11 protein-coding genes and 1 pseudogene are annotated in these 11834 nt (G+C 62.9%); 6 read left to right on the top strand and 6 right to left on the bottom strand.

The window, feature by feature from the left end:
• Both BLJAPNOD_RS35455 and BLJAPNOD_RS25525 read left to right on the top strand, forming a co-directional pair.
• A pseudogene (locus BLJAPNOD_RS35455) lies at window positions 1–202 on the top strand (hypothetical protein); the annotation flags it as partial.
• 8 nt (window positions 203–210) lie between these two features.
• Window positions 211–609 (top strand): hypothetical protein, encoded by a 399-nt coding sequence (locus tag BLJAPNOD_RS25525; protein WP_115421857.1) that lies wholly within the window; start codon window positions 211–213, stop codon window positions 607–609.
• A 325-nt stretch (window positions 610–934) separates the two neighbouring features.
• Here the strand turns inward: BLJAPNOD_RS25525 and BLJAPNOD_RS25520 are convergent, their stop codons facing one another.
• Genes BLJAPNOD_RS25520 through BLJAPNOD_RS25510 form a run of 3 tightly spaced genes read right to left on the bottom strand, consistent with a single transcriptional unit; the run spans window position 935 to window position 3207 of the window.
• Window positions 935–1414, bottom strand: coding sequence for a flavin reductase family protein (locus BLJAPNOD_RS25520; RefSeq protein ID WP_158556173.1), 480 nt, complete (start codon window positions 1412–1414; stop codon window positions 935–937).
• Between the two features lie 56 nt (window positions 1415–1470).
• Complete coding sequence (locus BLJAPNOD_RS25515) at window positions 1471–2520, bottom strand: LLM class oxidoreductase (protein WP_115421856.1); 1050 nt, start codon at window positions 2518–2520, stop codon at window positions 1471–1473.
• Window positions 2521–2544: 24 nt separating this feature from the next.
• Entirely contained in the window at window positions 2545–3207 is a 663-nt protein-coding gene (locus BLJAPNOD_RS25510) for a glutathione S-transferase family protein (protein WP_244611086.1), read from the bottom strand.
• 364 nt (window positions 3208–3571) lie between these two features.
• On the opposite strand from BLJAPNOD_RS25510, the gene gcvA reads away from it, so the two are divergent.
• Together gcvA and BLJAPNOD_RS25500 are read left to right on the top strand one after the other, a co-directional pair.
• On the top strand, window positions 3572–4480 hold the full coding sequence (gene gcvA / locus BLJAPNOD_RS25505) for a transcriptional regulator GcvA (RefSeq protein ID WP_115421855.1): 909 nt from the start codon (window positions 3572–3574) through the stop codon (window positions 4478–4480).
• A 94-nt stretch (window positions 4481–4574) separates the two neighbouring features.
• On the top strand, window positions 4575–5555 hold the full coding sequence (locus tag BLJAPNOD_RS25500; protein ID WP_115421854.1) for a sugar-binding transcriptional regulator: 981 nt from the start codon (window positions 4575–4577) through the stop codon (window positions 5553–5555).
• Window positions 5556–5650: 95 nt separating this feature from the next.
• Here the strand turns inward: BLJAPNOD_RS25500 and BLJAPNOD_RS25495 are convergent, their stop codons facing one another.
• Genes BLJAPNOD_RS25495 through BLJAPNOD_RS25485 form a run of 3 tightly spaced genes read right to left on the bottom strand, consistent with a single transcriptional unit; the run spans window position 5651 to window position 9324 of the window.
• Window positions 5651–6694, bottom strand: a complete 1044-nt coding sequence (locus BLJAPNOD_RS25495) for a substrate-binding domain-containing protein (RefSeq protein WP_115421853.1) — start codon at window positions 6692–6694, stop codon at window positions 5651–5653.
• Window positions 6695–6746: 52 nt separating this feature from the next.
• Entirely contained in the window at window positions 6747–7811 is a 1065-nt protein-coding gene (locus BLJAPNOD_RS25490; protein ID WP_115421852.1) for an ABC transporter permease, read from the bottom strand.
• The gene (locus tag BLJAPNOD_RS25485; RefSeq protein ID WP_077501465.1) at window positions 7801–9324 is read right to left on the bottom strand and encodes a sugar ABC transporter ATP-binding protein; all 1524 of its coding nucleotides are present in this window, start codon (window positions 9322–9324) and stop codon (window positions 7801–7803) included. Before BLJAPNOD_RS25485 ends, BLJAPNOD_RS25490 begins: the two co-directional genes overlap by 11 nt.
• 145 nt (window positions 9325–9469) lie before the next feature.
• On the opposite strand from BLJAPNOD_RS25485, the gene mtnK reads away from it, so the two are divergent.
• Window positions 9470–10741, top strand: coding sequence for an S-methyl-5-thioribose kinase (gene mtnK / locus BLJAPNOD_RS25480; protein WP_077501466.1), 1272 nt, complete (start codon window positions 9470–9472; stop codon window positions 10739–10741).
• Entirely contained in the window at window positions 10738–11832 is a 1095-nt protein-coding gene (gene mtnA, locus BLJAPNOD_RS25475; RefSeq protein ID WP_077501467.1) for an S-methyl-5-thioribose-1-phosphate isomerase, read from the top strand. The genes mtnK and mtnA overlap by 4 nt, the downstream gene beginning before the upstream one ends.
• Window positions 11833–11834 lie beyond the last annotated feature (2 nt).

Raw genomic sequence — 11834 nt, 5'->3', positions numbered from 1 at the left:
CCGGATCCGGCTCTCGCCGCAGGACTGCGACATGGTGGCGGTCGCCCGTATCTACGAAGCCGTTGCCGCCGGACGAACATCTGCGGCCGAAGGCCTCGAGCGTCTGGTGCTCGCCTATCCCGGCGTGCCGTTGTCAAACGGCTTTCATTATGGCCAGACCGGCGCATCGTGGATCGCGGCACCCGTGGGCGCACCGGAGTGAGGCAAGCAATGGCGAACGAGTTGATTTGCGCCGCCAACGGACCGACTGACGACGCCGACCCCGTTGACATCGTCGCCAGTATCCGTCGCCTGATTGTCGGCGCGACGCTCGATTGCGCCTGCCGGGCGGAAATCGAGCGGTTGCTCCTCCAGTTCGAGAGGTTGACCGCCGGCCGAGACCGGCAGCGCCGGCTGGACCGCGCCCGGTATCAACGCCGTCGCATCGCCGCCATCGCGGAACTGCTTTTCGAACTCGATGAAGTTGACAGTGCGGAGGCAGATGGCAGTCTGCTGGCCGAAGCGCAATTGCTGTTCCAGGATATCGCCGAAGCCGCGCGCACCGGCGCTGTTATCCTCGCAGGCGCGATACATGTCCGCCCTAAAACCGGGGCCGACCATGACCTGTAAGCGAGTTACCAAGAGCAACCCGTCCGAACTGGACTTGGCGATCGATCCCAGCATCGCAAATGCTCCGCCTCAGTGCTGGCCGGCGGATGGCCGGCTTCGCCATCGCCGGCTCCCTTCTATGCCCCGCGCCGACCACACCCTTTCATCGTCCGGTAGCGAGCCTGTTCGTTCTCGCCTCGTTGGAACCTGAGCGGCGGCTGCTGATTTCGATCATCTCATGGTGCCCGTCGCTGCCAGGCCTGACCGGGCACATGACGCATGGGCATAGCAACGGGCCGTCATACGGGGTGCGATGACCCACGTGGCGCGGCTCGATCCTCCGCCTTCAGCGGGGCGCCGAGCTGCGCTCTCGCTCCGACTGGGTGGCCCCGCTCTCAAGCGGCCCCGGCCGATAAAACGCCCTCTTCCAGTAGAGTAACGGCACCCGGTCTTCCGTTTCGCCATGCTCGATGGCCGCTGTCAGCAGCAGATGATCGCCCAGCGGCAAACGGTCACTTACCCGCCCCTTCATCCAGGCCAGTGTATCATCGATCCGCGGCAAGGCGTGTTCCTCGCACCAGTGTGTATCCTCGAACCGATCGATCCCTGGTGTTGCGAAGCGGCGGGCGATTGTGCCCTGGCGATCGGCCAGCAGATTGATACCGATGGTCGTGCCTGCCGTCAGCCGATCCAGGAGGCCAGAGCCCTGTTTCATCGCAAACATCAGCAAAGGCGGATCGAGAGACAGGGCGTTGAGGCTGCCCACGGTCGCACCATGGCGGTCCTCGCCGCTGCCGACGGTGATGACAGCAACGGATGTCGGCATATGAGCAAAGATCGTTTTGAACGTCTCGGCCGATGGGGCCTTGTATTCACCGGCAATCACCATTTCACCGGCAGCGGCGCAGGCCCCTCCAGTGACGGAAACAACGGCAGCACCTCCTCGGCAAGCTCCTGGATGATGTCGCTGGCCGGGCGTTCTGCGAACTGCATGCCCAGCGCCGCGTGGTTGACGCCGGCCTCCTGCCATTCGCCGAGCAGATCGATCAGTCCCTTCCGCCCCGTTCTCAGCACGAAGCCGCCACGAAGCGGGGTTCGCGGAAAATCGGGATCATCGACGAGATCGAGCCATTCATTGGTCATATGCGGCCGGAAGCCGGCGCCGGGAATCTGGTTTCGCCAGGAAAGAATGTTCTGGGCCAGCCTCTTCGGACCTTCGGGGATATGTGTCGGCTGCGGATAGGTCAGCCAGCCGTCGGCGTGCTCAGCCACCCATGACGGCGACTGGCGGCTTGAGCCGGTGATGATCAGCGGGATACGGCCAATGGCAGGCTTCGGCAGAAAGTCGACACCTTCAATCGTCCCCAGGCTCGACCGGATCACTGGGCGCCCCGGCGCGATCAGTTGGCGGAAATACGCGACCGTCTCGGCAAAGCGCTCGCCGCGACCATCCATGTCGAGGCCATAGGCCGGGAACTCGACTGGCCGGTCGCCGGAAGCAATGCCGAGAACCAGGCGTCCGCCGGACAGGCGGTCGATGGTGGTCGCGGCCTTGGCAAGATCGATCGGGTGGCGAAGCGAAAACACCGCGCTTCCCGTCGCAAGGGCGACCTTGTCGGTTCGGGCAGCAAGGTAGGACAGGTAGGTAAAGGGATCGAAAAGCTGACCGGCATCGCCGAAGTTCGGATCGAACAACGGCACATCGCGGACCCAGACCGCGGCAAAGCCGCGCCGATCGATCTCAGTGACGAGATCCGCCTGCCCTTCCAGCACGCTCATGTCACCGCGATAAAAGCGAAGCGGCAGGAAAATGCCGATCGTCAACCGATCCGGCGCAAACATGCGCCGGTAGCCGGGATGCTTGGCAAAAGCGTCTGATGACGCGCCGGACAGAAATGTCGGGTGATGAGCCGTCGTGGCTGCAATGTTCATGGGTATGGTCCTTTCAGATTATCGTCAGGGGCCGGTCGCGGGAGCCGGCAGAGCAACGCCCCGCTGGACTGCAGGCCTTTCAGCGACGCGGGCGTGCCAGCCGGCCAGATGCCGGTGACGAGCGAAGTCGAAGCCGCAGATCGCGGCGATATGGGTCCAACCGAAGGTCGCGATATCGGCGACCGAATAGTCGTCGCCGGCAAGCCACGTGGCGTCACCAAGACGGGCATCGAGCGTCGCGAATGCCTCCTCGCTCAGCCGGCGATAACGGTCGATGGCAGGCGCAGACCTCGTCGTGGCAAACATCTCGAAATGCACGCGCTGGCCGAGAATCGGCCCCATGCTTGCCGCATGAAATTGCAGCCATTGGATCGCCTGCCATCGGGCTTTCTCCCCTTTCGGCAAGAGGCGGCCGGTCCGCTCGGCGAGATAAAGCAGGATGGCTGCGGATTCGAACAGGGTGATACCGGTCTCGTCATCGGTGATGACAGGGATGCGACCGTGCGGGTTGAGATTGAGGAATTCGGGGCGCCGGTTTTCGCCGTCATCGATCTTCACGTGATGAAGGCGATAGGGCATTCCAAGCTCTTCAAGGGCAATCGTCGCCTTGAAGCCATTGGGCGAAGCGTCGGTATAGAGATCGATCATCCGCATCGCCCCGACGAAGAACGACAATCGGTACTGCATCGGTCAATGCTGGCAAAGGCTGAAATGGAGCGACGTTTCGTGCGCGCGAGGCACTCGGAAAGTATCGTTGCCCGGGGATCGAAACCGGTTGTTTTCATAACATCCTCAAGGCGACGGAAGGGGGAAGGTTGGACGCGCCGCCGAAGAGAAGGCTAAGGCATCAGACGACCGCGAGGGAAGCGATGATACCTCCCGCCTCAATTTAGCTTACCTAAACTCTTAAACCGCTACCTCTCCCACTTGTGGGTAGCCTATCCTGTCAACTCCGCTGTTGTTTCGCAGGAAATGCTGCTATTCGTCGCACCCGCGACCACCTTCGCTGAAAGTGAAGTTGTTGCAATTCTAAATTCTGTATGGAGCCCCGATGGGCCGTGTTCTTCCCTTGCTGGCGCTGCGCGCCTTCGCCGAAACCGGCCGTCACGCGAGTATCAAGCGTGCAGCGGAGGCGATGGGCGTCACATCCGGCGCGGTCAGCCAGCAGGTGCGGTTGCTCGAGGAGCGACTGGGTGTCTCGCTGTTTTCCCGGACCCGCTACGGTGTCGAACTCACAGAAGCCGGCGCCAAGGCGCACCCGACAATTCTGTCGGCATTCGATCAGCTCGAGAAGGGGCTCGAGGCGCTTGAGGCCAGCAATGCGGCAGCATCGGTGACGGTCTGCACTGTGCCATCCTTCGCCGCTTCGTGGCTGGTGCCGCGCCTCGGCCGGTTTACCAGCCGCCATCCCGATATCGAGGTTCGGGTGGAGGCGTCGGCAACGTTGACCGATTTGCGCCGCGAACGAGTGGACGTCGCGATCCGTCATGGCCTTGGAGATTATCCGGGCCTCGAGACCATCCATCTGATGGCACCCGAACTGATCCCGGTGGCAAGCCCCACTTTGCTGAAAGACGGTCCTGCAATCCGCGTCCCCGCCGATTGCCTTTCCTATCCGCTGCTGCAGGATTCGGCGCGCGCCGACTGGCGCCTGTGGCTGAAGGCGCTCGGCACCGAAGACGACCCGCGTATCGAGCGCGGCCCGTCATTCGACGATGATTTCCTTCTGGTCAGGGCAGCCGTTGCCGGCCAGGGCATTGCACTCGTGCGAGATATCTATGCGCGGGAGGAAATTGCCGATGGGCGCTTGGCCGTTGCTCTCGACCGACCGTGGCCGAGCGAATTCGCCTATTATGTCGTGACATTGCCGGCGGCAATCGAGCGTCCTGCCATCGCGCATTTCGTTGCGTGGCTGATCGAAGAAGCGCAAGCGCCCCAATTGCCGGCCGCAAGCGCCTGAGACGGAAGCTTGTATTCCGCGCCGCCCGATGCAGTTATTTGACTTATGTCACGAGCAATGAATAATGTCAGAAGCAGACAATCGAAGGATCCCCATGCCTATCCGCAACACCGACCAGATCATGCACAAGGCCGCATGGCTCTACTACAGCCATGGGCTACGGCAGGATGAAGTCGCGCAGAAACTGGGCATATCACGTGCCTCTGTTGCGACCTATCTCAGGCGGGCACGCGAGACCGGGATCGTCAATATCAGCACATCGACGGAGCTTTTTACCGACGATGTGCTGGCGCGCGAACTGGAGGACGCAACCGGCGTGACCACCGCCTGGATCGTGCCGGAGGATCGACAGGCCATGGACCCGACGGCGGAGATGCCGGTGCTGGCCGCATCCGTCTTCCTCGAGCTGATCAACAAGGGCGACCGCGTCGGCGTCGCCTGGGGACGCACGGTCTATCATATCGCCGACGTGATGCCGTTCGCCGACCTGCGCGGCGTGACGGTGGTCCAGCTCTGCGGCAATCTCGGCGCGCCCTACTCCTATCGCCCGGACCAGTGCACGACGGAGATCGCCCGCCGGCTCAACGCCGAAGGCATCAATTTTTACGCACCGCTGGTCTTGTCGTCCGAGCGGCTGGCCGAGGAGCTGCGCGGCGAGCCGGTGATCCGCGAGCAGCTGTCGACGATCGCCGACTGTCATCTGGCACTCTATTCCGTCGGCGGCATCGAGGACGACAGCCATCTCGTCAAGTGCGGCGCGCTCAGCGCCGAAGAAATGCATCGCATGGGCGAGGAAGGCGCTGTCGGCGTCATCGCCGGCCAACTGATCGACGGCGACGGCCAATGGGTGAACTGCGCCCACAATCGGCGCTGCATCTCCGCTGATCTCTCGTCGATCCGCACCATTGAGAAACGCATGCTCGTCGTACAGGAAGACAGCAAGTTCGAGCCTCTTATGGCCGCGCTGAAGGGCGGTTTTGCCTCGCATCTCGTGGTCACGACGTCGATGGCCCGCCGAGTGATGGAACGCTGGCGTCGAGACGGCCTCGGCCGTGTAGGCCACGCATCCGTCTAGCTGGGCGTCGAAGCGACCATACACGGGCAAAGCTCGGTAACGTGCAAACGGGGCGGCCCTTCGACCGCCCCGCTTTTTCTACAATACCAGTGCGATCAGGGCTTGGGCATCCAAGCCGGCATGGCGACATCGGCATGGGCGAACTGCGGCAGCTTGGTGCCGAGTTCTTCCATATTCTTGATGTCCTGATCGTTGAGGTCTTTCTGGGTGATCAGCGTCGGCGGCACGATGACGCTGCGGCCCGGGTCCTCGCCAGCAAGCAGCATGGCAAGCGTCCTGACCGAAACCTGTCCGACTACGGCCGGGTTGGTCGCAGCCGTTGCCGCCCAGGCGGAACCAGGTTCGCGCATCGCGGCGATATCCGAGGTCGAGATATCGGCGGAATAGATCTTCACGCTCGACGACAGGCCGGCTTCATCGACCGCAATCTTCACGCCTTTGGCAAACTCGTCATAAGGCGCGAACATCACGGTGATATCCGGGTTGGCGGAGATGACCGAGCGCGCCTGGTTGGCGACGGAGTTGGCGATCGGGTTGTCCATCGTGCCGAACTGCGAGATCTCGTTGATCCCCGAATACTTGGCCTTGAATTCCTTCCAGGTCTCGTCGCGGCGGTCGAGCGGCGCGATGCCGGCGACATAGACGTAGCCGGCCTTGAAGCTGTCGCCGTTGTCCTTGATCGCCTGCTCGAGTGCAAGGCGGGCGAGGTCGCGGTCGGACTGTTCGACCTGCGGGATCTTCTCGTTCTCGACGTTGACGTCGAAGGCGACGACCTTGATCCCGGCATCTACGGCACGCTGGGCGGCTTCTTTCATCGATTCCGTCAGGCCGTGCTGGATGATGATGCCCTGCACGCCGAGCGCGATCGCCTGGTCGACCATGTCGGCCTGAAGCGCTGCGTCCTGGCGGCTGTCGAGAACCTGAAGCTGAACGCCGAGTGCCTTTGCCTGCGCCTCCACGCCGGCAAGGTAGGACTGGAAGAAGTCGCCGGTCGACAGATAGCGCACGAGCGCGATCTTGACGTCGCCCGGCTTGTCGAAGGGCTTCGGCATGTCGGCGGCAAAGGAAGCGGTGGCAAAGGCCACGGTTCCGGCAAGGCCAAGCGCCAGCTTGCCCATTGCTCTGCGTGTAAAGTTCATTTCAGTCTCCTCCACTGGTGAACGTTTGTTTTCCGCGGCCGGGGCTTTCCCGTCAGCGTTTGCCTCTTTTCGAGAGCGCAAAGGTGAAGATCAGGGCGATGACGAGAACCGCGCCCTTGATGAAGTCCTGGGTGTAATAGGGCGCGTTCATCATCGTCAGGCCCTGGAGCAGAATGCCGACGAAGAGCGCGCCGATCGCCGTGCCGAACGCGTTCGGCTTGGCGGCGCCGAGCACGGCAAAACCGATGAGGGCAGCGGCAACTGCATCGAGCAACAGGTTGTTGCCCGAGGCGATATCGCCGCGGCCGAGACGAGCGGCAAGCAGGATGCCGCCGATCGAGGCGAAAACGCCCGAGATGACATAGGCCGAGATCTTGTAGGCATTGACCGGCGCACCCGCGAGGCCGGCGGCGCGCTCGTTGGAGCCGACCGCATACATCATCCGCCCGAAGCGGGTGTATTCGAGGAAGAACCAGATCACGACCGCCAGCACGATCAGCACCACCACGGAGACGGGCACGAGGTTCGGCAGAATCAGATCGAAGCGGTGACGCCCGAGCGCCAGGAAGGCGGGGCTGAACGTGCCTGTCGCCACCGAACCGTCCGGAAGCGTCATGCCGGCGGCAATGGAGCGTCCCTCGGTCGGTATACGCTGCAGGCCGAGCAGCAGGAACATCATGCCGAGCGTCGCCAGAAGATCCGGCACGCGCATGTAGACGATGATGATGCCGTTGATCAGTCCGACGAGAACGCCGATCGCCAGGCAGACGAGCGTTGCCGTCAGAGCGTCGCCGCCCATCACCACCATCACATAGGATGACGCCATCATCGACGTGGTCGCGACCGAACCGATCGACAGGTCGAAGCCGCCGACGACGAGCGTGGCCGTGACGCCCAGCGCCAGAATGCCGGTGATCGACACTGATTGCAGGATGAAGACGGCGCTCTGTGGCGAGGAAAAGCCGTTCGTCACGAGCGAGAAATAGATAACCAGTCCGGCCAACAGGACAAGAAAGCCGTATTTGATCGCGACGTCGCGCAGGCTGAACGCGGCGCTTGGCGGCACCGGCAGCGCTGGAGCGGCGGACGCCGCGGGTTTCATCTGTTCACTGCTCATGAGGCTGTCCCTGCTGATGATGTTGGCCGGCGATCTCCTGGAGGAGCCGCTCGACGTCGACCGAGGCGTTTCGATGCTCGCCAACGATCGTGTGTTCCGACATCACGAGAATGCGGTCGGCGATCTCGAAGGCTTCGTCGAGTTCGGTCAGGAAAACGATGGTGGCGCGGCCTGCGGCCGAGACGCGCAGCTTGGCGCCGATATCGCGGCGCGCGGCAATGTCGACACCCTGGAAGGGCTCGTCGAGGATCAACAGGCGCGAAGGCTCGGAAAGCCAACGCCCGACCATCACCTTCTGCTGGTTGCCACCAGACAACGTCTGCATCTCGTCGCGCTCGCTGCGGCAGACGACGCCCAGTGCCGCGATCTGCGCCCGAGATTTCGCCCGTTCGGCCGACCGGCTCGATATGCCGAAGCGCGACAGCCGCTTAAGGAACGGCAGGCTGATGTTCTCGTAGATATTGAAGTCCGGAACGATGCCGCTATCGGCCCGATCCTTGGCGACGAGAAACACACCCTTGGCAATTGCCTGGCCGGTCGATTGTGGATGGTAGGCCGCGCCATCGAGCGTCATCTGCCCGGCCACGGGCGACCGCGCCCCGAAAAGCGTCTCGGCCAGCGCCGTCTTGCCGACGCCGACGAGCCCGGTGACAGCGACGATTTCGCCATCGCCAAGCGCCAGGTCGAAGGGACGCGACGTCTCTGTCAGCCGCAGGCCCTTCACCGAAAAGACAGCACCCGATCCTTCGCGCACGGTGACGGCGCCTGCCGACACTTTCTGCCCGAGCATCGCGTTGACGGCACCTTCATAATCCAGATCCGCCCCTTCGAAGCGGCCGGTGATGCGCCCGTCGCGCAGCGTGACGATGCTATCAGCGAGCCTGCGAATGTCGGACATCCGGTGCGAAATATAAAGGATAGCGACGCCGCGGGCTCTCAGCCGATCGAGGAGATCGAACAGCCGATCGGCCTCGGCGCTCGACAACGACGAAGTCGGCTCGTCGAGGATCAGCACCTGCGGCTCGTGCGCCATGGCACGGGCAATCGCCACCATCTGCCGGTCGGCAAGCGTCAGATCGTTGATATCGGCGGAAAGATCGATGGCGAGCCCCATGCGGGCGGCAACGACGGCCGCCTCGCGCCGGACACGGCGCGGATTGAAAAACAGACGCGCACCGCGACCGTTCAACCTGTCGAGCGTGAGATTGGTCGCCACATCGAGATCGGCAACGACGCCGTCATTGATGTTTTGGTGAACCGTCACCACACCGGCCCGGATAGCCTCCGCCGGCGTTGCCGGTGCAAAGGCGAGATCGCTGAGCCGCATATCCCCGGCATCGCTGACGTAGACGCCGCTGAGGATGCGCACCAGTGTCGACTTTCCAGCGCCGTTGGCGCCCATCAGCACCGTGACGGCACCCTTGCGCAATTCGAGATCGACGCCCTTCAGGACCGGTATCGGCCCGAAGGATTTGCGCACGCCCTCGATGCGAAACACTGCTTGTTCGCTCATGCTCTCCTCCCAATGAAGGCAGGTTAGGATGGCTATCCATCAAATGTCAAGGCGATTGACATTTGACAGAATGCCGACTTACCTATGGGCCACGACAGCATGACGAGGAGCGGCGAAGGCCGGTCATGCCGATAAGGAGGAGCATATGGACAAGCACGTTTTCGAGGCGCTGAGCGCAGAAACGCTGCCATCAAGACTGAGCGGCAACACGGCCCTTTGCGACAGGATCGGCAACAACCACGGTCGCTGGCAGGTCAAGGAGGTCGGCGACGGCAACCTCAACCTCGTCTTCATCGTCACGGGCGAGAAGGGAGCTGCCATCGTCAAGCAGGCACTTCCCTATGTCCGGCTCGTCGGCGAGCGTTGGCCTTTGCCTTTGAAGCGATCGTTCTTCGAATACCACGCCCTCATCCGCCAGGCCGCACGCGACCCGGGCATGGTGCCAGACATCCTGTTCTTCGACGCCGAGCAGGCGATGATCATCATGGAATACCTGACGCCGCACGTGATCCTGCGGCGCGCGCTGATCGCTGGGCGCATGCTGCCGAAGATCGGCCGCGATCTCGGGCTTTTCGCAGCGCGCACGCTCTTCCGCGGCTCGGACCTTTCGATGCCGACGCGCGACAAGAAGGCCGATCTCGCGCTCTTCGCCGACAATGTCGAACTCTGCGACATCACCGAAAACCTGGTTTTCTCCGATCCCTACTTCGAGGCGGAGATGAACCGGCACACGAGCCCGCACCTCGACAGCCTGGTCGAAGAGTTGCGCCGCGACCGTGACCTGAAGGTGGAAGCCCAGCGACTGAAACACATCTTCTCCGCCAAGGCCGAAACCCTTTGCCACGGCGATCTACATACCGGTTCGGTCATGGTCACCGACGACGAGACGCGCGTCATCGATCCTGAATTCGCCTTCTACGGACCGATCAGCTTCGATGTCGGCATGCTCTTGGCGAACTTCTGGATGAGCTACTTCTCTCAAAGTGGCCACGAGGCGGCCGCCGGCGAACGCGACCAGATGCGCGCCTACCTTCTGGATACGACAGAGACGATCTGGGAAACCTTTTGCGACGAGTTTTCCGCGCTCTGGCGAGCCGAGCGCAAGGGCATCCTCTACCAGGCGAGCCTTTTCGAAGATCGCAACGACCCGTTCGGCTCGGAACAGGCACTGACCATCGTTCTTGATGAGATCTATCGCGAGATGCTCGGCTTTGCCGGGGTCGAGATCCTCAGGCGCATCCTCGGCCTTGCCCACAATGCCGATTTCGAAACCATCGACGACCTCAGCCGCCGCGCCCAATGCGAAAGCAAGGCGCTGAAGCTCGGGCGTCATCTCGCCGTCAACCGGGATCGCATTGCGAGCCTCAGGGACATTCGCGCCACCGCGCAACGGCTTCAGCAGGAGACACTTTCGTGAAAGTCGGAGAAAAGCACTACCATACGATCTGGCTCAACGCCGACGGCCGCTCGGTCGACATCATCGACCAGCGCTGGCTGCCGCACGAGTTCCGAATCGTCACGCTGAAGACGGTTGCGGACGTTGCGGTCGCCATCCGCGACATGTGGGTTCGCGGCGCGCCGCTGATCGGCGTCACCGCCGCCTACGGCATCGCGATCGCCATGGCGGACGATCCGTCCGACCGCCATCTCGACGCGGTCTGGGAGGAGCTCAACGAGACGCGACCGACCGCGATCAACCTGCGCTGGGCGCTCGACGCCATGCGGCAGTTCCTGCGGCCGCTTTCGGTCGAAGACCGCGCCGAGGCAGCCTACCGGCGCGCTGGCGAAATCGCCGAGGAGGACGTCGAGCTCAACCGGGCGATCGGGGCAAACGGCCTGAAGATCATCCGCGAGATCGCGGCGACCAAAATGCCCGGCGAGCCGGTCAACATCCTGACCCACTGCAACGCCGGCTGGCTCGCTACCGTCGACTATGGAACGGCGACGGCACCGATCTACATGGCGACCGAGGCCGGCATTCCCGTGCATGTCTATGTCGACGAAACCCGGCCGCGCAACCAGGGTGCACAGCTGACGGCCTGGGAGCTGAACGGCCACGGGGTGCCGCACACGCTGATCGTCGACAATGCCGGCGGCCATCTGATGCAGCACGGCGCCGTCGACATGGTGATCGTCGGCACCGACCGCACGACGGCCAATGGCGATGTCTGCAACAAGATCGGCACCTATCTGAAGGCGCTTGCCGCCAGCGACAACAACGTTCCCTTCTATGTCGCACTGCCCTCGCCGACCATCGACTGGACGGTCAAGGATGGTGTGAAGGAAATCCCGATCGAGGAGCGGACCGGCGACGAGGTGAGTTTCGTGCAAGGGCGCGGCCCCGATGGCTCTATCATCTCTGTTCGCGTCTCGCCCGAAGGCAGTCCTTCGGCAAACCCGGCCTTCGACGTGACGCCTGCCCGGCTGATCACCGGCCTCATCACCGAGCGCGGCGTCGCCACGGCTTCGCCGCAGGGCCTCAAAGCGCTGTTTCCGGAAAGGAGCTAACC

The sequence above is a fragment of the Ensifer sp. M14 genome (genome assembly GCF_003355565.1).
Lineage (GTDB): Bacteria > Pseudomonadota > Alphaproteobacteria > Rhizobiales > Rhizobiaceae > Ensifer.
Note: the sequence above shows the minus strand (reverse complement) of the source record. Positions and strands in the feature narration are given on the sequence as shown.

Excerpts from the sequence above, each read along its gene's own strand:
- BLJAPNOD_RS25525 (WP_115421857.1), top strand. The coding sequence starts at position 211 with ATGGCGAACGAGTTGATTTGCGCCGCCAACGGACCGACTGACGACGCC.
- BLJAPNOD_RS25520 (WP_158556173.1), bottom strand. The coding sequence starts at position 1,414 with ATGCCGACATCCGTTGCTGTCATCACCGTCGGCAGCGGCGAGGACCGC.
- BLJAPNOD_RS25515 (WP_115421856.1), bottom strand. The coding sequence starts at position 2,520 with ATGAACATTGCAGCCACGACGGCTCATCACCCGACATTTCTGTCCGGC.
- BLJAPNOD_RS25510 (WP_244611086.1), bottom strand. The coding sequence starts at position 3,207 with ATGCAGTACCGATTGTCGTTCTTCGTCGGGGCGATGCGGATGATCGAT.
- gcvA (WP_115421855.1), top strand. The coding sequence starts at position 3,572 with ATGGGCCGTGTTCTTCCCTTGCTGGCGCTGCGCGCCTTCGCCGAAACC.
- BLJAPNOD_RS25500 (WP_115421854.1), top strand. The coding sequence starts at position 4,575 with ATGCCTATCCGCAACACCGACCAGATCATGCACAAGGCCGCATGGCTC.
- BLJAPNOD_RS25495 (WP_115421853.1), bottom strand. The coding sequence starts at position 6,694 with ATGAACTTTACACGCAGAGCAATGGGCAAGCTGGCGCTTGGCCTTGCC.
- BLJAPNOD_RS25490 (WP_115421852.1), bottom strand. The coding sequence starts at position 7,811 with ATGAGCAGTGAACAGATGAAACCCGCGGCGTCCGCCGCTCCAGCGCTG.
- BLJAPNOD_RS25485 (WP_077501465.1), bottom strand. The coding sequence starts at position 9,324 with ATGAGCGAACAAGCAGTGTTTCGCATCGAGGGCGTGCGCAAATCCTTC.
- mtnK (WP_077501466.1), top strand. The coding sequence starts at position 9,470 with ATGGACAAGCACGTTTTCGAGGCGCTGAGCGCAGAAACGCTGCCATCA.